The following is a 20,584-nucleotide window of genomic DNA, read 5'->3' as shown; positions in this document are numbered from 1 at the left end:
GGTGGGGTGAGGTCAGGCGGTCTCGGGTGAACGGACCACGACCGCGGCGTTGAAGCCGCCGTGGCCCCGCGCCAGCACCAGTGCGGTGCGCAGCGGCGCCTGGCGGGGTGTGGCGCGCACCAGGTCGAGCCGGTGCTCGGGAACGGGGCGGTCGATGCCCGTGGTGGGCGGGATGACACCGTCGCGCAGGGCGAGCAGGGCAGCGGCCACGTCGAGCGGGGCCCCGCCGCCGAACAGCCGGCCGGTGAGGGTCTTGGGGGCGGTGACCGGCACACCGTAGGGGCCGAAGAGTGCGCGCAGTGCCGCGGCCTCTTCGTCGTCGGCGGTGGGCAGTCCCGCGGCGTCGGCGAAGACCACGTCCACGTCCTCGACGCCCAGCCCGCCGTCGGCGAGGGCGAGCCGTGCGGCGCGTTCGAGACCGGGAGGCCGTCCGGAGCCCGGCCGGGGCGAGAAGGTGGCCGCGTACCCGGCGATCTCGCCGTACACCCGGGCGCCGCGCGCGCGAGCCGCCGTCTCCTCCTCGAGTACGAGCATCGCGCCCCCCTCGCCCGGCACTTGACCGGCGGCGCGGGTGTCGAAGGGCAGGTAGGCGGTGGCGGGGTCGTCGGAGCGGGAGAGCCGGCCGCTCGCGAGGTGGGAGACCAGCCCCCAGGGGTCGAGGGAGGAGTCCATGCCGCCGGTCAGCGAGAGCTTGACGCCCTGCCCGAGCGTACGGCGGGACTGGCCGATGGCATCGAGGCCGCCCGCCTGTTCGGAGACGAGGACGCCACTGGGTCCGCGCAGTTTGTGGCGGATGGAGAGCTGGCCGGTGTTGACCGCGTAGAACCAGGCGAAGGACTCGTAGACGCTGACCTGCTGCGGGCCCTGGGTCCACAGCTTGCGGATCTCCCGGTGGGTGAACTCGAATCCACCGGTGGCGTTGGAGGTGACCACGCCGCAGCCGTACTCGCCGTATCCGTCCTGTTCCGCCAGTTCGGCGGGGTTGGCGTCGGCGTCGGCCAGTGCCTCGGCTCCCGCGACGAGGGCCAGCCGGGTCACCCGGTCGGTCTGCGGCAGCAGCCGTCCCGGGATGTGCTCGGCAGCCTCGAACCCCGCGATCCGTCCGACCAGCCGGGACGGGTAGCGGGAGGCGTCGTAGTCGACGACCGGCCCGATGCCGCTCGTGCCGCTCAGTGTGGACTGCCACCACTGCTCGGTGCCCAGGCCGTTGGGGGCGGCGACGCCGATGCCGGTGATGACGGCGGTCGGCCGCCCGGTGCGCTCAGGGGTCTCCTGGGCTTCGGGAGTGGCCAGTGTCATCGCGTGGTTTCCTCTCGGGTGATGACCATGGCGGACTGGAAGCCGCCGAAGCCGCTGCCCACGCTGAGGACGGCGTCCACGCCGTGCTCCCGGGCCTCGTTCGGTACGTAGTCCAGGTCGCATTCGGGATCGGGCTCGTGAAGGTTGGCCGTGGGGGGAACGGCGCCGTTCTCCATGGCCAGCGCGCAGGCGGCGATCTCGATGGAACCGATGGCGCCCAGTGAGTGCCCGACCATGGACTTGATGGAGCTGATCGGCACCTCGTAGGCGTGCTGCCCGAGGGTCTCCTTGAAGGCGGCCGTCTCGTGCCGGTCGTTCTGCTTGGTGCCCGAACCGTGCGCGTTGACGTAGTCGACGAGATCGGGGTTGAGCCGCGCCTGGTCCAGTGAGTGCCGGATGGCCTCGGCCATCTCGTGGCCGTCCGGCCGCAGACCCGTCATGTGGTACGCGTTGCAGCGGGTGGCATAGCCGCCGATCACCCCGTAGACATGCGCGCCCCGGGCCCGGGCGTGCTCCAGCTCCTCCAGGACGAACATCGCGGCGCCCTCGGCGAGTACGAAGCCGTTGCGGGTGCGGTCGAAGGGCCGGGAGGCGTGCTCGGGGTCGTCGTTGCGGGGCGTGGTGGCCTTGATCGCGTCGAAGCAGGAGACGGCGATCGGCGAGATCGGGGTGTCGGCCGCCCCGGCGATCATGACGTCGACGGTGCCCTCGGCGATGAGGTCACGCGCGTAGCCCACGGAGTCAAGACCGGAGGTGCAGCCGGTGGAGACGACCGTGGCGGGCCCTTCGGCGCCCACGGTCCAGGCCACCTCGGCCGCCAGGGAACTGGGCACGAAGGCGTCGAAGAGGTGGGGCGAGACATAGTCGCTGTCCACCTCCCACAGCCGGCCGCTGTCGCTGAGGACGAGGTACTCGCGTTCCAGTCCGGTGGTGCCGCCGACCGCGCTGCCGACGCTCACCCCGGTGCGGTGCGGATCGAGTTCCACGAATTCGAGGCCGCTGTCCGCCATGCACTCCTTGGCGCTGACGACGGCGAACTGTGCGGCCCGGTCCAGCCGCCTCGCCTCCCGCGGGCTGAGCCCGGACCGCTGCGGATCGAAGTCGACTTCGGCGGCGACCTGGGAGCGGAAGCGGGAGGGGTCGAAGAAGGAGATGGTGCGGGTGGCGGTACGGCCCGAGACCAGGAGATCCCAGAACGCCTTCTTGCCCACCCCACCCGGCGCGACAACGCCTATCCCGGTGATTGCGACACTTCGGTTCACTGTCCTGCCCCTCGTTCGGCTGTCTTCGACTGTCGGCGCAACCCCTTGACCACGGCTCGAATTCGACTGGCGGCCCCGTCTCGCCGGTCCAGCGGTGGTCCACTCCAGGTCGAGACGGGTCGGACAGGCTCGGCCCGCCCGCCGGAGGTGCCGGGGGCCGAGGTGAGGGAGGTCCCGTGGAGCGCCGTCGAAGTGTGCTGCTGCTGCCCGGACAGGGTGCGCAGCGGGAACGCATGGCCGCCGGACTGTACGGCGCGCGGGAGGAGTTCACCGCGCCCATGGACGAGTTCTTCGGCCGGCTCGGCACGACGGGGGAACGGCTGCGGTCGGCGTGGCTGCGCCCCGCGCCCAACCCGGAACTGGACGAGTCGGCGGTGGCGCAGCCGCTGCTGCTCGCTGTGGGCCACGCCCTGGGACGTGCGGTGGGCACGGCGGCGGAACCTCCCGCGCTGCTGCTCGGCCACAGCGTGGGCGAGCTGGCGGCGGCCTGCCTGGTGGGCGTCTTCGACCCGGCGGACATCGGCGCGCTGGCCGCGGCGCGCTCCCGGGCGCTGGAGGGGACGGATACGGGTACGGGTACGGGTGCGGGGCACGGCGGGATGCTCGCGGTGGCGATGCCGGTGGAGGAGCTGACCGGAGAGCTCGGGGGTTACGGCGAGCTTGGGAGCCCCGGAGAGCTCGGGGGCTATGGAGAGCTTGAGGGTTCCGCCGGCGGGGTGGTCGTCGCCGCGGAACTCGGCGGTTCCGGTGAGGGGTTGGCGGTCGCCGCCGCGGAACCCGGCGGTTTCGGCGACGGGTTGGCCGTCACCGCCGCAGAACCCGGCGCTTCCGGCGACGGGTTGGCCGTCACCGCCGCAGAACCCGGCGGTTTCGGCGGTGGGGTGGCGGTCGCCGCCGTCAACGGGCCGCGGCAGACGGTGCTTGCGGGCCCCCGGGAGGCGCTGGCCGCCGTCGAGCAACGGCTGCGGGACCGCGGGATCCTGGTGCGCACGCTGCGCTCGGGGCACGCATTCCACAGCCCTGCCATGGAAGGGGCCGCGCTGCGCTTCGGTGAGGCGCTGGCGGGTTTCGGACCGCGTGCTCCCAGGGCGGCGGCCGCCGGCACCGTGGTGTCGACCCGCACCGGGGTCGCGTTGACCGCGGCGCAAGCACGGGATCCGCACTTCTGGGGCGGGCAGTTGGCCGCCCCGGTGCGGTACTGGCCGGCCCTGCGGGAACTGCTGGACACCTTGGGGAGGCGGCCGGGGCTGCTGCTGCTCGACGGCTCCGCGGACCGGAGCCTGAGCGCCCCCGCCCGGCACCACCCCGCGGTGCGGGACGGCGCCAGCGAGGTGGTCCCCCTGCTGGCCGTCGGCCGGGACGCCGGTGGCCCGGCCGACGCGAGGGTCTTCGCCGAGGCGTTGCACCGGCTGGGGGAACAGCGGGATCACACAGCGGTGAGCTGACCTTGGACGTACTGGATGAGGGCGGCGGGGGTGGTGAGTTCGTCGAGCTGTTCGTCGGGCACGCTGACCTTGAAGTCGTCCTGGATGCGGGTCACGATCTCGTACACGGTGAGCGAGTCGAAACCGAGGTCGGTGAACTCGGTGTGCAGCGTGGAATCCTTGATCTCCTCACTGGTGGCTCCGTCGAAGCAGTCGTTCACGACGCTCTGGAACTCGGTGATGGTGAATTCAGCCATGCCGCAACTCTGTGCGGTCGCACTCGACAGGTGCTGGAGACCGGCTCGACGGCAGGCGGGGCGCAAGGAGGGACGGCGGGAGGGACGCCGTCGGCTCCGCCGCCGCTCGATCCCGGCTCCAGTAGGCGCCCTCAGCATCGCCACCATGACGACTGACGAGACGACGACCACTGACGCGACGACGACGAACGCTCCCAAGTTCCCCTCCCCCGAGCTGTACGTGGAGGTGACACAGTTCTACGCCCGGCAGATGCACCGCATGGACGGGGACGACTTCGGCGGTTTCGCCGCCACGTTCGTCGCGGAGGCGGAGTTCCGTCTCGCGGGCGGCACCGTACTGACCGGCCCCGAGGCGATCGAGGCGGGCGCGCGGGCGGCGGCGGGCAGGTTCGACGGCGCACAGCCCCGGCACTGGTTCGACATGATGACGGTCGAGGAGGCCGACGACGGCACGGTGTCCACCAGCTACTACGCGACGGTCACGGTCACTTCCGCGCAGGGTGCCGTCCTGGTGGAGCCGACCTGCTTCGTCCGGGACACCCTGGTCCGGGTGTCCGGTGTGCTGCGCAGCCGGTCCCGGGTCATCGAGCGGGACGACCTCGTGGTGCGCGCCCGGACGCAGGGCTGAGCACGTGTGGTCGGTGGTGCTCCCGGTCAAGTCGTTCAGCAGGGCCAAGAGCCGGCTCGCGGCGGGGCTGGGACCGTGGCGCCAAGAACTGGCCCACGCCTTCTTCCTGGACACACTCTGGGCCGTACGGAACACCGAAGGCGTCCGTACGGTCGTGGTGGTGACGGCCGATCCACTGGCCGCCTCGCAGGCCCGCACGCTGGGCGCTCTGGTCTGCCCGGACGCACCCGATCCCGACCTCAACGACGCCATACGCCTGGGGGCCGCCAAGTGCCGCTCGGTGGGCCCCGAGGGGCCGGTGGCAGTACTCACCGCCGACCTGCCGGGCCTGCGTCCGCGCGAACTGGAGCACGTCCTGCGGGAGGCCCGTCACCACCAGCGTGCCTTCGTCCCCGACCACACCGGCGAGGGAACCACGGTCCTGACCGCCCTCACCACCTCCGGCCTGGCTCCCGCCTTCGGCCCCGACTCCGCACACCGACACGCCTCACTCGGCGCATTCCCCATCGACATCCCGAGCGACTGCGGCATCAGGCGGGACGTGGACACTCCGGAGGACCTGGCGCGGGTGGCACTGCGGGGGGTGGGGCCGTACACGGCGGCACTGTTCCGCCTGCGGAAGGCGAGGTTTCCGATGGCGGCCGACCCCGTTCAGGGATTTCAGGGCGCTCAGAACATCCAGGGCGTTCAGGGTGCTTCGGCGACGGCTTCCTCGTAGCGCTGGATGGCATGCACAAATGTCGCGCGCTCCTGCGGACTGAGGTCGTCGAAGACCTTGCGCCAGGCCCTGGCCCCGCTGGCCAGCCAGGCGTCGATGGCCTCGCGGGTGCCGGGGTCCTCGGTGAGCGAGACGATGCTGCGTCGACGGTCGTCGGGATCGGAACGACGCTCCACGACGCCCTCGCGCTGCAGGTCACTGACCATCAGACTGACCGTGGTCGGCGCGACCTCCAGCCGAGCGGCGAGGTCCTTGACGGACGTGGGCCCGTCGAAAATGAGGCAAGACAGCAGGGAGAGATGCCGGGGCGCCAGCCGCAACGAGCGCAACTGCTCGGGCACGGGGGCGCGCTTGGCACGGGAGACCAGCCGAGGCAGGGTGACCAACATCGCCCGAACCGCCTCCTCGGCGCTGAGACGGCTACCCGCGTCCGGCTCCGGCTCCTCTGACATCGCTTCGACCTCCAGATCCGCCACGGTACCGGACGGTGGGGCGGGGGCGTCGTACGAGGTGGGGACGGTACCGGACCGTGGTGCGGCGCCGTCCGAGGAGATGGACCGGGTCCAACACTGTCCTACGAGGTGGGTCGGGCGCGGCGCCGTCCTAGGAAGTGGAGCCGGGCGGGGTCACCCCCAGGGCGGGAAGCAGATACGTCTCCTCGTAGACGAAATGCTCCTCGATGCCGGCCACGGTCCGCTCCAACTCCGCCCGCAGCCAGGTCAGGTCCTGCCCGTCGTCGCTGTCCAGGAGCTTGGTGAGCCGGTCGAGCCCAGCGGCCACCTGCCGATGCTCTTCCCTCAACCGCTCAATGACGGGGGCGATCTCGGGATAACGCTGCTCAAAGACGGGAAAGGCGCCGTCCTCCATGGTGTGGTGATGATGCAGCCCAAGGCAGTACTCGAGGCAGCGGGCTCGTAACTGCTGCACGAGGGAAGCCCCGTCGACGATCCCGGTCCCGCTCCCGGCCGCCTCAAGCCCGCCCTCCTCATCGAGCGCGGCCCGCAACGCCGAGAGCTGCGCGCGCAGTTCCCGATGCCCGACGAGCAACTGCCGCCCGGCGGCCTGGCTGTCGATGTGCTGAGGAACTGGCATGGAGACCCTCCAGAACAGTTTGTTTTCAAAGCAAACTCACCTTGAGATTACAGAGTCGCCCGGACTTACGTCAATCACTCAACTGCCGGTGCGCTTGCTCATTGCGCACCAAGAGCGGGGCCGACTCTCGGGGTGCAAGCCACTGGGGCGTGGGGTGGGAGACAGAGGGGGTGCAATCACACAAGAAGGGCCCCGGCCAGACCATGAGTCCAGGTCAGAGCCCACATGGCAGACATATCGGACTTTACGCCGGGGACACATTCACCGCAGCCTGCAAACTTCCTGGGCACCCCCAGCAGTTGCAGGCTAGTCAGGCGTCCCTCTATCCCGGTCAACTCACGTTAGCAGTCGGGGTATTGATGAGTGTGGCGGCCAACGGTGGTTGACGTTCGACGCGGGCAAGCAGGTCCGGTCGTGGTCGAGCAGCAAGACAAGGCTGCTCTGCAAGGAGCCGGCCAGGACTCCGGGGCAGGTAGTGAGAGGTACCTGCGTGTCGGGCACCCGCTCCAGCAGATGCTTGACTCGGTGCAAGGCGACAACCGTCTTGCCGGTACCGAGTTCGCCGGCGACCTGGGCGGGCCCGGCGTATCTGGGCCGGTAGGCAATGCGCCGCTGGGGGGGGAGGAGGATTCCCTAGGCGGCGAAGGGCTTGGCCAGGATGTCGGCTAATTCGTCGGGGCCGGTGACAAGCACGATACGTTCCAGGTGCGGATGACGGCTGCGGCCAGGTCGTCCCCGGCCCATGTCTTCCCCCGTGCCCAGACCGACTGTCGTTTTCTGGCAGATGGGGGCCAGGTCCCGGTAGCTGTCATCGAGGGCAAGGCCCCTCGGCAAGCAGCCAGAGCGCCTCACGCCTGTCTTCCGGTATTAGCACGGCGCTACGCGCTGTGGTGCGCGCACGTGGACGAGCGCTGGGGCCGTCAGCGGGAGGCCCTATGGTCGTTCCCACGTGCCACGATCGCTTCAACTGCCAAGGGGGGGCAACGATGCAGGCGAAGGAGACGCTGTTCGCCGATCTCGTTCAGGGGAGGGCCCAGCAGTACCAGGTGCCGCTCTATCAACGGACGTACTCCTGGACAGAGAAGCAGCTCAGACAGTTGTGGAGCGATGTCCTGGAGCAGGCCGAGCTGATCGAGCGCGGGGAGAAGGCGAACACCCACTTTCTGGGGTCCGTCGTGCTGGCGCCGTCGCCGCAGAACGATGCGACGTTCCCCCGCTGGCTCGTCGTCGACGGCCAGCAGAGGCTGACCACGCTCTCGCTCGCTCTGGCCGCAATCCGCGATCACATCAGGGACGCCGAGCCGGACGAGGCCGAGCGCATCGACGAGCAATATCTGATCAACAAGTGGAAGACCGGCAGCGACCACTTCCGGCTGCTGCCCACTCAGGCGGACCGGCCACAGTTCGCCGCTCACGTCCGGGGCCCGCTCACGGAACAGGCCGCCGGTGGCGGTGTCGCCGCGGCCTACACCTACTTCCGCCGCAAGCTGGTCGAGGCAGCCGATCCTGCCGCCCCGCAGGACGTGTTCCGCATCGAGCAGGCCATCACCTCCCGGCTGACGCTGGTGGCGGTGACCGCCGAGCGCGGCGACAACGTGCACCGCATCTTCGAGTCGCTCAACAACACCGGGCTCAAGCTCAGTCAGGCGGACCTGCTGCGCAACTACCTGTTCATGAAGCTGCACACCCGCGGTGAGCATGTCTACGAGTCCTACTGGCTGCCGCTGCAGGACAGCCTGAGCAACGAAGAGCTGGAACAGCTCATGTGGCTTCAGCTGGTCCTCGACGGCGACGACCGGGTGCGCCGCCAGGACCTGTACGCGGCCCAGCAGCAGCGCTTCGAGCGCGGCGGGGCGAGCGAGGAGGAAATCGACGCGTACATCAGGGAGTTGCACCGCCGTGCCGCTCTCTTCCGCCGCCTGCTCCACCCCGAGGAGGAGCCGGACGCAGCGGTCCGCGCCCATCTGCACCGCCTGGACACCTGGCAGGCCCAGGCCACCTACCCCGCGCTGATGCTGCTGCTCGACCGGCGCGAGCGCGGGGAGCTCGACTCCTCGGACACGGCCCGTGCGATGTCGTACGTCGAGAGCTTCCTGGTGCGCCGGATGATCTGTCGAGTGCCGCCGAACAATCTCAACAGGATCTTCCAGGCCGTCCCAGGGCAGCTACCGCTCGACATGCCCGTCGCCGACGGGTTGCACCAACTGCTCTCCGCCGACAACCGGTTCTGGCCCGACGACAACGAACTGCGCGAGAAGATCCAGAAGGCGCCTTTCTATCAGTTCGGGCGCCCACCGCAGCGCAAGATGGTGCTGCAGCGGCTGGAGGAGAGCTACGAGCATCCCGAGCCGGTGGACTTCGCCGCCGCGCAGCTCACCATCGAGCACGTCATGCCGCAGTCGCCCGGCGACGAGTGGCTGCGCATGCTGGGCGAGGACGTGACCGACGGGGAGAACGCAAAGGACTTGCACTCCCGGTTGCAGCACACCCTCGGGAACCTGACGCTCACCGCGGTCAACTCGGAACTGTCGAAACACCCCTTCGAGCGCAAGCAGGGCCTGCTGCAGGGCAGCCACCTGGAGATGAACCGCCGCATCGCCGGAACCGAACGCTGGGGCGCGAAGGAGATCCTCGCCCGTGCCGACGAACTCGCCGGCCGTGCGGCCGCGTTGTGGCCAGCCCCTCTGCGCGGAGTCGGACGCGCGGAGCGCAGCCGGGACTGGCACCTGGCCCACCAGGTGCTCGCGGCACTCCCCCACGGCACTTGGACGTCCTACGGCGATCTCGCCGCGTTCCTCGGCTCCGGCGCCCAGGCGGTGGGCAACCACCTGGCAAGCACACCGGAGGTGGCCAACCTATACCGGGTGCTCACCTCCGAAGGCAAGGTCTCCGCGGGTTTCAACTGGACCTCCGAGGACGAGGAAGGCGACGTCCGTTCCCTTCTGTCCGCCGCCGGCGTCGCGTTCACGGTGACCGGGGCCGCCGATCCGGCCCAGCGCCTCACCGCCGACGACCTCGCCCTGCTCGTCGCCGAGGACGACGACCGGACCGAGGGTGCTGACACCTCACAGAGCGTGCCGAGCAACCAGGACGAGGAGACACGCGCCAACCGGTTCTTCCGCCAACTCACAGCGGACGACTCCCCCGAGACGGTCGAGGCGGTACGCGCACTCTTGGCCAGCTGGGAGGAACTCGGCGGCTGGATCGGACACGGAGCGGGCCAGGTCACGACAAGTGCCTTCCTCATGCTCGGGGAGGCGGGCGCGCCGGGCCGGGGCATCTGGCCACTGACGCTCTATCCGGGCGGCGGGCGGGGTGGCACAGCACAGGTGGTGTTCCAGTACCTCGCCGCGCGGGAACCCTTCACCGACCGCGGCCTACGCCTCGAACTCCTCACGCGCCTCAACGAACTGGAGGGCGTCGACATCCCGGAGGGCAGACTGGAGCTGCACCCGAGCTTCCGCCTCTCCCTGCTGGAGAAGGACCGCAACCGCGAGCTGCTCGCCGGGACTTTGGCGTGGTTCCGGGACCGCTGGGAGCGCCGGGACGCTGCCTGAGCGCACGGGCGTTTCTCTTGGTCCTCGTCTCGACCAGGAGAGACGCCCGACAGCGGCTAACGCCGAGTCCTCGACAGTCACGCCCGGCCTCGCCTGTTCAAGAGCAGCTACAGCGGTGCCGAGGGCGGTCAGTGCGCAGATGTCGCGACCACTACGACCGCCGTGCTCGTCTGGGACTCCAAGGACGTCACCGGGCCCGTTCTTACGGTGTCGCTTGACGCTTGGGCGGGGTTCGTCGAGTTGGTCTGACGCAATGTGATCACCCCCTCCCATTGCGTGCCGATCGGTAAGTAGGATTTACCGATCGCGCAGTCGTTGCGCGAGTCATGGGGGTGTGCGGTGAACGGCGCGGCTCTGCCGTTACGTATCGGTCCGTATCTCGTCGAGCGGCAGCTTGGTGCGGGCGGGATGGGGGAGGTGTACCTCGCCTACTCCGTCGCGGGTGAACCGGTCGCCGTGAAGGTGATCCGGCCCGACCGCACGGATCCGCACACGCGCGCCCGTTTCGAACGCGAGGCGACGATCGCGCGCACGATCTCGGGCACGGGCCGTGTGGCCCGTTTCATCGACGCGGATCCGTTCGCCGAGCAGCCCTGGCTGGCCATGGACTACGTCCCCGGCCGCCCGCTCGCCGACGTCGTGAAGAGCCAGGGCCCGCTGTCCACACCACTGGTGGCGAGCCTCGGCGCGCTGCTGGCCGAGGGGCTCGCCGCCGTGCACGCCGCGGGCCTGGTCCACCGCGACCTGAAGTCACAGAACGTCGTCCTCGGCGACTTCGGTCCGGTGATCATCGACTTCGGCCTCGGTGCCTTCGTCGGGGCGTCCAATGCATCGCTCACACAGGCCGGTGTGGTCATCGGCACCGTGCGCTGCATGCCACCTGAACAGGCCCTGGGTGAGGTGGATGTGACAAAGGCGGCTGACGTGTACGGCCTGGGCACCGTGCTTCTGTACGCGGCGACCGGACACTACCCGTACGACGGCGCCCGGTGGGAGGCGGTCGCCGCGCAGGTCGTCAACGCCGAGATCGGCCCCGATCTGTCCGGGCTGCCCGCTGAACTGACCCCCATCGTGACGGCCATGCTGGCGCACAAGGCGGAGGACCGCCCCTCCCTGGAGGAGGTGACCCGGCAGTGTGCCGATCTGATGCGTCTGCTGGGCACTAGTCCGGCCCGGGCACGGTGCGCTCTGATCCAGGAGACGACGCCGAAGGACCATCCCACGATGGTGCTGCCCCAGCCTGACACACCGATGCTGGACCGACTCGACTCGCTCGAAAGGCTGCTGCGCGAAGAGTCGGCGTCCCCGGCGGGGGGCATCCCCGTCCCGCCGCCCGACGGTGAATCCGATCCGAACTGCCCGGCCGAGAGCGGTATCGAGAGCGACGTGGAGAATTCGCCCCCACCCGTGCTCGTGCCGGAGCCTCTGCCCGGAACCGGAAGCCCGGCTGAACCCGCACCGCAAAGGGGCCGTCCTCCCGCTTCGCGGCGGGTCGCCGACGAGTTGCGCAAGCGCTACGCGATGGGACCGGCGCTCACCTGGTCGAAGCGCTGACCTCCTCTTCCCTCTCTTCGCCGGCGGTGTCAGTCCGGGGCGGACAAGGGCGGGTACCAGCACACCACACATCACGAGTACACATTCCACGGAGGAGCACCACGTGACCGCGGCGATACAGCCCGAGGTTCCTGAGTCGCGCGATGCCGACACAACACGGGCTGCGTCCCCAGCCGGTGCGCGGCCGGCCTTCGCCCCCGGCGCCCAGGTACGCATCCGCGACGAGCAGTGGCTCGTGAAGTCCGTCGCGGAGTCTCGTGACGGACTCATGGTCGAGGTCAGCGGGGTTTCCTCGTTCGTCCGCGGTACAGACGCGGTGTTCTACTCCGGTCTCGACCAGATCGACGTACTCGATCCGCGCAAGACCCGGCTCGTGCCCGACGACACCTCCAAGCACGCCAAGGCCCGCCTCTACCTGGAGGCCGTCATCCGCAAGACCGCGCTGCCGCAGACCGAGCACGGCATCGCGCTCGCCGACTCCTTCCTCATGGACCGGCAGAAGCATCAGCTACGCCCCGCCGAGCTGGCGCTGTCCATGCGCAACCCGCAGCCCCGGCTGCTGATCGCCGACGTGGTCGGTCTGGGCAAGACGCTGGAGATCGGCGTCACGCTCTCGGAGTTGATACGGCGCGGGCGCGGCGAGCGCATCCTCGTGGTCACGCCCGCGCATGTGCTGGAGCAGTTCCAGCGCGAGCTGTGGACCCGCTTCGCCCTGCCGCTGGTGCGCCTGGACTCCACCGGCATCCAGCGCATCCAGCAGGAGATCCCGTCCGGCCGGAACCCGTTCGCCCACTTCAAGCGTGTCATCGTCTCCGTCGACACCCTCAAGTCTGCGACGTACTCCCACCATCTGGAGAACATCACCTGGGACGCGGTGGTCATCGACGAGTCGCACAACCTCGTCAACAAGGGCACCCGCAACAACCGCCTGGCCCGCCGCCTCGCCGAGCAGACCGATGCGCTGATCCTGGCGTCCGCGACTCCGCACAACGGTGACGCCGAATCCTTCGCCGAGCTGATCCGGATGCTCGATCCGGCGGCGATCGCCGACCCCAAGAACTACAAGGTCGCCGACCTCGATCACCTCTACATCAGGCGTACCAAGACCGACCGCGAGGTGCGCGACGGCCTCAAGGGCAAGCCCTGGGCCGAGCGCGGCTGCTCCCTGCCGGTGCCGGCTCCGGCGACGCGGAAGGAAATCGCCGTCCTGGAGAAACTCGCGAGCGAGTGGACCCCGGGAGACCCGAACCGTTCGTCGGTCTGTGCCGATCCGCTGGTCGGCTACAACTTCCTGAAGGCCTTCCTCTCCTCCCACGTCGCCCTGCGGAAATCCCTCGCCGCCCGCCGCACCTACCTGGACAACCCCAAGAGCGGCATGGTGAAGGGCAAGGACGGCAAGAAGGCGGACTCCCCCGAGCGCCGCGCCGCCCTGGCGGCCGAGGGCAGAGCCCTCGCCGAGCTGGAGTCACTGGTCGCCGACCTCACCGACGAGGACTCCGCCAAGCTCGACGCGCTCGTCCGCACGCTGAAGGACAAGCTTCGCGTCGGCCCGCACTCCGAGCGCCGCGTCGTGATCTTCTCCGAGCGGGTCCACACCTTGGACTGGCTGGCCCGGGAAGTCCCGGCCCGGCTCGGTTTCAAGAAGAAGAACCAGGCCAAGCCCGACGCAACACGCCCCTGGAAGGCGTACGACGGCGCTGTCGAGGTCATGCACGGCGACACCACCAACGAGCAGCAACAGCAGGAGATCGTCGACCGCTTCGGCCGGCGCGAGGAGCCGGTGCGGCTGCTGTTCACCGGTGACATCGCCTCCGAGGGCGTCAACCTGCACCACCAGTGCCACGACCTCGTCCACTACGACCTGCCCTGGTCCCTCATCCGCATCGAGCAGCGCAACGGACGTATCGACCGCTACGGGCAGGCGGTCAGCCCCGAGTTCCGTGCCCTCACCCTCACCGCCGACGTGCCCTGGCGGCGTGACGAGGAGAGCGGCGAGATGCTCACGCTCGACGACCGGCTCGTCGGCACCCGTCTGCTGCGCCGCGAGGCCCAGGCGCACGAGATCGAGACCGGCGAGGGCAGCGCCGAGGCCGTCACCGGCCTCTACAACGACAAGAAGGAAGAGGACCGCCTCACCCGCGACCTCATCAAGGGCAGCACGGTCGAGCGTTCCATCAAGCAGTCCCAGCAGGAGTCCGGCGGGGTCCTCGCGGGACTCCTCGCCGGCGCCAACGCCCGGCTCGCCGACCCTACGGCCGCCCCTGCCACGCTCGGCACGGCCGCGGTACCCGAGGCCGACGTGCCCCACGTCTTCGCCGGCACCAAGGCGTACTTCCACGCCGCGGTGGACCTCATCTACCCCCAGGCCGACCGCGAGGCCCTCGACTGGAAGCCGGAGACGGCCAACGGCCGCATCGAGTTCACTCCGCCCGACGACCTGCAGTACCGCTTCCGCGAGCTGCCGAAGTCGTACCTGGAGCAGGAGAAGATCCTCACGACACCCAAGTACGACGGCACGCTGCGCATCACCTTCGACAAGCAGTACGCCGCCGACCGCCTGGAAGCCGCCCGCAACGCCAAGCAGGGCAAGACCGACCAGCCCACCTCGCAGTGGCCCAATGTCTCGTACGTCTCCGACATCCACCCGGTCCTCGACTGGGTGACGGACAAGGTCCTCGCCAAGCTCCGGTACGACGAGGCGTTCGTCCTCGCCCACCAGCCCGACACCGCCAAGGCCAAACGGATCGACGCAGCCCTGCCGGAGGCCCTCACCGGCCCGGTCTACCTCCTTCAGGGCGTCTACTCCAACGCGGCGGGCAAACCGACGGTCGTGGAGTGGATGGCCGTCACCGGCCTCGCAGCGGCCGTTCCTCGCGTGTGGCGCATGGACTCCGCGTTCCTCGCCGCCTGCGGTGTGGGCCCCGCCATGGCTGGCCGCGCCCAGCCGGTCGACCCCGGCCTCCTCCAGGCGCTCGTCCCCTCGGCCGTCGACGCGGCCGAGACCCATCTGTGCGAGCGCCGCGCCGACTACGACAAACAGGTCGACTCGTACCTGGCCCCGTACGAGGACCGGGTGCAGGTCTGGGAGCAGGGCGCCCTGATCGCCGTCGGCAACCAGCAGCGCCGCATCCAGCAGGTGTACGACACCGCCGCGCGCCGCCGCGACCTCGTACGCCGTCTGCGGACCGACGGCGACCCGATGCTGCGAGTCCTCGGCGTCCTCGACCCCCTCCACACCAGCACCGTGTCCACCGCGCACGCCGAGGAGTCCGCACGATGAGCTACACCTACGACTCCTTCGCCAACCGCGGCGAATACCTATCCGCGCACTACTTCAGCGAGGAGCTGGAGAACACCCTCAAGAAGAACAAGGCGGCCGACGAGGGCCTGTTAACCCTGTGGACCAGCCGCGAGACCGACGCCCACGACCCACAGCCCACCCCGCGCGAACTCCTCCCCCGCCTCCGCGGTGAGTACCTGGCCACTGTGCGCCCCTTCCTGACCTCCCGCGCCCAGCAGGAAGAACTCGGCAGTACCTACGACGACCCCACGGGCGAGTGGGCCCAGCACATCACCACCTGGCACACCGCTGTCCTCAAGGCCCTCGGTTACGGCGGTGATCGGCCCGAGTCGATCACCGTGCACAACGCGAGCAGGGAGTACGAACTCCAGGTCGCCTGGCACGGAGACGGCATCGTCGCCCTCGACTGCGGCTGGACCGCCAGCCTCGACGACGCCCTCGACCCCGACGAGGCCGGGCAACTCCTCCACCCCCTCAAAACTGCCGACGGCCTCCTCGAAGTCGGCGAGAAGCTGGCGGGCTGGCTCTTCCAGAGCGAACTGCACGAGCCCGGCGGCGACACGCCCCGCTTCGTCCTGCTGCTCTGCGGCGGCGTACTCGTCCTCGCCGATCGGGGCTCCTGGGCTGAAGGCCGCTATCTCACCGCCGGCCTGGACGCGGCCCTCGCCCGCAACGACACGGCGAAGGCGGGCGAACTCGCCCTCCTCGCCGCTCTCTTCTCCCACGACATGCTCGCGCCCCGCCCCGACGGCAAGGGCCGACGCATCGACGACCTGCTGAAGGCGTCCCGCGACAACGCCGTCGGCGTCAACTCCGAGCTACGCAAGGGACTCCAGCACTCGGTCGAGATCATCGCGAACGAGGTACTCGCCCGCTTACGCGACGCGGAGGTCGAGCCACGGGAGATCGAGGACCTCAAGAAGGGCCCGTTCGCCAAGCAGCTCACCCGTGAATCGCTGCGCTACCTCTACCGCATCCTCTTCCTCCTCTACGCGGAGGCCCGCCCCGAGCTGGGTATCCTGCCCGCCGACGACTCCACATACGAGGCTGGTTACTCGGTTGCCCGGCTGCGCGAGCTGGCGGCCCGGGAACGGAAGCTGGTCGACGAGGACAGCCGCAACGGTTTCCACCTGTACGCCTCCCTCGACGTCCTCTTCAACAAGGTCAACTACGGCCACCGCCCGCACGGCACGGAGGCAGACGACAACAAGCCCGCCGACGAGCGCAGCGAGCAGCGTGGCCTGCGCTTCGAGGCGCTGCGCAGCGAGTTGTTCGACCCGAAGGCGATCACGCTCATCGGCAGCCGCGTTCTCGACCCCCACTGGGACGAGGACGAGGACGGGGACGAGGAGCCGCGGTGGCTGGACCTGCGGCTGCGCAACGAGGCGTTGCACCAGGTGCTGCGCCTGCTGACTATGAAGGAGGCCGGACAGAAGGGCCGCCAGGGCGGCTTCATCTCGTACCGCAACCTCGGCATCAACCAGCTCGGCGCCGTCTATGAGGGCCTGATGTCGTACACGGGCATCATCGCTGACAAGGAATTCGCCGAGGTCGCCAAGCCCGGCACCAAGAAGGGTGACAAGCAGTACGGCGATCCCGAGAAGGGGTCTTGGCTCATCCCCGCCGACCGGCTGAAGATCTACAACGAGAACACGCACGTCGTGTACTCCGCCCAGGATGCCGAGCAGTACGGTCTGCGCGGCCCGAAGAAGTACGCCGAGGGTAGGTTCGTGTACCGCCTGGCCGGCCGCGACCGCGAGACGTCCGCCTCGTACTACACCCCCGAGTCCCTTACGAAGGTCACCGTCGAGCTTGCCCTCAAGCACCGCCTCGACCAGGAGAAGGACGCTGACGGCAACACGGTCCAGACCCGGGCGAGCGAGCTCCTGCGCTACACGATCTGCGAACCGGCCCTGGGCTCCGGTGCGTTCCTCAACGAGGCGATCAACCAAGTCGCCAAGGAGTATCTGAAGCGCCGTCAGGATGAGCTGGGCGCCAGCCTGGACACGTCGAAGACTCTGGATGCCGAGCAGAAGGTGAAGGCGTACATCGCCCTCCACAACGCGTACGGCATCGACCTGAACGCGACGGGTGTGGAGCTGGCGGAGGTGTCGCTGTGGCTCAACACCATGCACCCGGGGATGCGCGCGCCATGGTTCGGCCTGCATCTGCGACGCGGTGACTCCCTTATCGGTGCCCGGCGTTGGGTGTACGAGGCCGAGCGCATCAAGAAAGAGCGGACGATCGGTGCGCAGACGCCGACCAAGCTGCCGTTCAGGGCGGCTGGGGACGGTGCGGAGCAGCTGCTGCCGGAGGGAGCTGTGCATCAGTTCCTGCTGCCCACTCCTGGTTGGGGTGCGGTCGCAGGGGCGAGCGGGGATGCGAAGAAGTTGGTGGAGCAGCTCGCCGGGACGCAGGTGGAGCAGCTGAAGGCGTGGAAGAACAGCGTCAAGGCGAAGCCCAAGACGACGGGCGGCAAAGGCAGCCAGCTCGCACGGTTGCAGGCTGCGGCCCTTCGCGTCGAGTTCCTGTGGAAGCTGGTCGCCAAGCGCATGGAACTGAGCGAGCGAGAGATCGCCCGCACCATCGATGTGTGGGGGACGGATCGCGAGGAGGACGCGGAGGAGTACGCGTTCCTTCGCCGCGACAAGCAGAACGCGGACCAGAGCCTGCCGTTGACCAAGGAGCAGGTCTTCAAGGACCTCTTCGAGGCGGAGGGGTCGCCGTACTGGCGGCTCAAGCAAGTCATGGACGCGTGGTGTGCGCTGTGGTTCTGGCCGCTGGAGAAGGTGGGGCTGCTGGACGGGGCGGATGCGGAGTACGCGACGGCTCCGGTGGTGACGGCGGAGGCGGGGGCCGACCTGGATGCGTTGCTGTCGTCGGTGGCTGGGCCGGTGGTGGAGGTCGAGGAGCGTGTGCCTGAGCCCACGCCTGTGCCTCAATTCGTCGAGAACGGGCTGCTGTTCACCCTGGACGGTGACCAGATGTCCTTGGGCGAGGCTGGGGACGACGACGGGCTCGTGGAGAAGAAGGTGGTCAAGAAGGCGCGTACCTCCTCGGCCCCCAAGAAGACCGGCGGGTCGGGACGCCGCCGCGAGATCATCCCGCTTACGGACGTGGACGACTGGATCGCCTTCCTGGAGTCCATGGTGGGCACGGGATCGATCCCGGAGGACACCTTCGCCACGACGGTCGACTCTCTGGAGGAGCTGAAGAAGCTCGAAGACCTGATCCAGGCCGAGATGGGGATGGACGAGGCCCGTAAGGCGGTTGAGACGCGGTATCCGTGGATGCGGGTCGTTCGTGATATCGCTGAGCAACAGGGTTTTCTGCACTGGGAGTTGGACTTCGCTGGCGTCTTCACCGGTGAGGCGGGGGGCTTCGATCTTCAGATGGGTAATCCGCCGTGGGTGCGGCCGGAGTGGAAAGAGGATCCGGTCCTGGCGGAGTACGAGCCTTGGTTCATGCTCACGGAGAAGCCGAAGGCGGAGGAGAAGAACCGGCGGCGGGACGCTGAACTCGCGCGCGAGGAGGTGCAGGAGTACCTGCTCGGCGAGGTGACGAATACGGTGACCATGGCGTCATACCTGGCGGCGTCACCGGTGTACCCGCTGGTGGCGGGCACTAGGCCCGATCTGTATCGGGCGTTCATGTGCGAGATTTGGGACCACGCCGGGCGCGGAGGAACGGCCGGGATGGTGCACCCCGACACCCATTTCGCGGGTGACAAGGAAGCCGCTCTGAGGGCTGCGGCATTCCAGCGGCTGCGGGTACATGGCGGGTTCGTCAATCAGCGGCGGATCTTCCCCGAACCTGTTGGTCACTCTACAGAGTTCGGCGTTCACATCTACGGCGGACGCGGTGAGATCGACTTCGTCAATTTGTCATGGCTCTTTGCAGCGGACGTCCTTCGCCTGTCCTTTAGCGCCATTGATGACGGCGATGATCCAGGGGTGAAGTACAGAGGAAGCTGGGACGAACGCCCCCACCCCAAGCGCGTTGTCCGAGTGACCTCCGACACTCTGATGCGGTGGCGTCGACTGCAAGGTGCCGAGGGACCGCTGGAGCGCACCCAGCTCCTTGCCCCGGTGAGCACGGCAGAGGATCCCGCTATCGACGCGCTGGGAAAGTACCCCCTCCGACTTGGGACGCTGCAGCCTGAAGTCACCCAGGGGTACTACGAGACTTACGCGCGGAAGAAGGACTTCGGCCCCGAGAAGCAGTTCGCACTGATCGACTACAACACCGGCATCGACAGCCACGGTGATTACCACGCCAAGGCGTGGAGCGACGTCGTCCTCAAGGGACCACAGATTGGTGTGGCTAACCCGATGTTTAAGCAACCCAGCCAGGGTAGCGGTGAGACGCGCGGACTCGACCCAAGGGCGCTTGCGAGCGAGGCGGTGCCGGAGTCCGAATACCGGCGGGTGGCCCCGCGCGACGTGTTCCTGAGCGAACAAGACAAGTGGCCTGACTGTGAGAAGTACGAGGAACTGGTCGCCTCGGAGGACGAGTGGGCACAGGCACGGCTCCAACTAGTGAATCAGCGAAAGGTGCAGCCGGAGGAGGTCAAGGACGAGCAGATCAAGAAGCTCCTGATTGACAAGGCGAGCAATCCGTTCAGCGAGGATTTTCGGGTTGCATGGCGGCGGCAGATCGCATCTGACACCGAGCGGGCGCTTTACGCAGCCGTCGTTCCGCGCGGGGTAACTCACGTGGACCAGGTGAACTCAATGAGGCTCGGCACTCCTCGTGGAACTGCCTTGGTCGCAGGATTCTGGGCCGGTCTCCCGCTCGACTACTACCTCCGCACAAGCGGAAAGGGCGACATGCGTGTTGGTACGGCCGCGACGCTCCCCGCTCCTCAGGAAGATCACCCTCTGGCATCCTCGCTGCTCATCCGAACGCTCCGCCTCAACTGCTTGACCACCGCCTACGCCGACTTCTGGGCGGAGCTCTACGACCCCAAGTGGCCTGGCTACGAGCCCTGGGCGATCAACTGGCCCAACCTCAAGACCGAGCTGCACAACGTGACCCCCACCTGGCAGCGCGACACCCCCCTCCGCACCGAACACGCCCGCCGCGCCGCCCTCGTCGAGATCGACGCGCTCGTCGCCGTCTGGCTCGGTATCGACGCGAACACGCTCATCGCCATGTACCGGGCCCGTTTCCCGATCATGCAGGACTTCGACCGGGTGACCTGGTTCGACGCCGACGAGCGGAAGATCGCCGGGAAGCACCACACGTACGGCTTCGACCAGACGAAAGACCACTGGACCCAGTTCGAGGCCTACGAGAAGGACCCCGAAGCCGCCCCCGTCCCCGACGGCTACACCGCCCCCTTCTACAAGGCCGACCGAGAACGCGAAATGCGCGAAGCCCACGCCTACTTCAAGAAGCGCCTCGACGAAGCCGTGAGCGAGGGTCTCTGGGACCCTGAGAAGATGGAGGTCCCGACCCCGTGAGGCCGACCCTCGAAGCACAGGGACTAA

At 68.7% G+C, this 20,584-nt stretch carries 12 protein-coding genes and 1 pseudogene; 8 read left to right on the top strand and 5 right to left on the bottom strand.

Features of this window, described 5'->3' with window-relative positions; all coding sequences use genetic code 11:
• Positions 1–12: 12 nt before the first annotated feature.
• Together JEQ17_RS32815 and JEQ17_RS32810 are read right to left on the bottom strand one after the other, a co-directional pair.
• Complete coding sequence (locus JEQ17_RS32815; RefSeq protein ID WP_200398625.1) at positions 13–1,299, bottom strand: ketosynthase chain-length factor; 1,287 nt, start codon at positions 1,297–1,299, stop codon at positions 13–15.
• Positions 1,296–2,561 (bottom strand): beta-ketoacyl-[acyl-carrier-protein] synthase family protein, encoded by a 1,266-nt coding sequence (locus JEQ17_RS32810; protein ID WP_200398624.1) that lies wholly within the window; start codon positions 2,559–2,561, stop codon positions 1,296–1,298. The genes JEQ17_RS32815 and JEQ17_RS32810 overlap by 4 nt, the downstream gene beginning before the upstream one ends.
• A gap of 176 nt (positions 2,562–2,737) precedes the next feature.
• Here JEQ17_RS32810 and JEQ17_RS32805 point away from each other — a divergent pair, with 176 nt between their 5' ends.
• A complete protein-coding gene (locus JEQ17_RS32805) occupies positions 2,738–4,006 on the top strand; it encodes an acyltransferase domain-containing protein (RefSeq protein ID WP_200398623.1) in 1,269 nt (422 codons plus the stop codon).
• Here JEQ17_RS32805 and JEQ17_RS32800 read toward each other — a convergent pair.
• On the bottom strand, positions 3,988–4,242 hold the full coding sequence (locus JEQ17_RS32800; protein WP_200398622.1) for an acyl carrier protein: 255 nt from the start codon (positions 4,240–4,242) through the stop codon (positions 3,988–3,990). The two genes, JEQ17_RS32805 and JEQ17_RS32800, sit on opposite strands and share 19 nt — an antisense overlap.
• Before the next feature lie 145 nt (positions 4,243–4,387).
• Here JEQ17_RS32800 and JEQ17_RS32795 point away from each other — a divergent pair, with 145 nt between their 5' ends.
• Both JEQ17_RS32795 and cofC read left to right on the top strand, forming a co-directional pair.
• Positions 4,388–4,870 (top strand): nuclear transport factor 2 family protein, encoded by a 483-nt coding sequence (locus JEQ17_RS32795; protein WP_200398621.1) that lies wholly within the window; start codon positions 4,388–4,390, stop codon positions 4,868–4,870.
• A 13-nt stretch (positions 4,871–4,883) separates the two neighbouring features.
• The gene (gene cofC, locus JEQ17_RS32790; protein WP_234048465.1) at positions 4,884–5,588 is read left to right on the top strand and encodes a 2-phospho-L-lactate guanylyltransferase; all 705 of its coding nucleotides are present in this window, start codon (positions 4,884–4,886) and stop codon (positions 5,586–5,588) included.
• Here cofC and JEQ17_RS32785 read toward each other — a convergent pair.
• Together JEQ17_RS32785 and JEQ17_RS32780 are read right to left on the bottom strand one after the other, a co-directional pair.
• A complete protein-coding gene (locus tag JEQ17_RS32785) occupies positions 5,558–6,040 on the bottom strand; it encodes a MarR family winged helix-turn-helix transcriptional regulator (RefSeq protein WP_200398619.1) in 483 nt (160 codons plus the stop codon). The genes cofC and JEQ17_RS32785 overlap by 31 nt on opposite strands.
• Positions 6,041–6,191: 151 nt before the next feature.
• A complete protein-coding gene (locus tag JEQ17_RS32780; protein WP_200398618.1) occupies positions 6,192–6,680 on the bottom strand; it encodes a hemerythrin domain-containing protein in 489 nt (162 codons plus the stop codon).
• A 986-nt stretch (positions 6,681–7,666) separates the two neighbouring features.
• Between JEQ17_RS32780 and JEQ17_RS32775 the strand changes: the two genes are divergently transcribed.
• The 5 genes and pseudogenes from JEQ17_RS32775 to JEQ17_RS32755 all read left to right on the top strand — a co-directional run bounded on the left by JEQ17_RS32775 (position 7,667) and on the right by JEQ17_RS32755 (position 20,557).
• Positions 7,667–10,237, top strand: coding sequence for a GmrSD restriction endonuclease domain-containing protein (locus tag JEQ17_RS32775; protein ID WP_200398617.1), 2,571 nt, complete (start codon positions 7,667–7,669; stop codon positions 10,235–10,237).
• A gap of 96 nt (positions 10,238–10,333) precedes the next feature.
• A pseudogene (locus tag JEQ17_RS32770) lies at positions 10,334–10,486 on the top strand (DUF397 domain-containing protein); the annotation flags it as partial.
• Between the two features lie 90 nt (positions 10,487–10,576).
• On the top strand, positions 10,577–11,791 hold the full coding sequence (locus tag JEQ17_RS32765; protein WP_200398616.1) for a serine/threonine-protein kinase: 1,215 nt from the start codon (positions 10,577–10,579) through the stop codon (positions 11,789–11,791).
• A gap of 103 nt (positions 11,792–11,894) precedes the next feature.
• Positions 11,895–15,071 carry a DEAD/DEAH box helicase gene (locus JEQ17_RS32760; protein WP_200398615.1) on the top strand — a complete coding sequence of 1,059 codons (3,177 nt, stop codon included), beginning with the start codon at positions 11,895–11,897 and terminating at the stop codon, positions 15,069–15,071.
• A complete protein-coding gene (locus tag JEQ17_RS32755) occupies positions 15,068–20,557 on the top strand; it encodes a hypothetical protein (RefSeq protein WP_200398614.1) in 5,490 nt (1,829 codons plus the stop codon). Before JEQ17_RS32760 ends, JEQ17_RS32755 begins: the two co-directional genes overlap by 4 nt.
• Positions 20,558–20,584: the final 27 nt, after the last annotated feature.

The sequence above is a fragment of the Streptomyces liliifuscus genome (assembly GCF_016598615.1).
Taxonomy (GTDB): Bacteria; Actinomycetota; Actinomycetes; order Streptomycetales; family Streptomycetaceae; genus Streptomyces; species Streptomyces liliifuscus.
The sequence above is the reverse complement of the archived record's forward strand: the minus strand, read 5'-3'. Positions and strand labels throughout refer to the sequence as shown.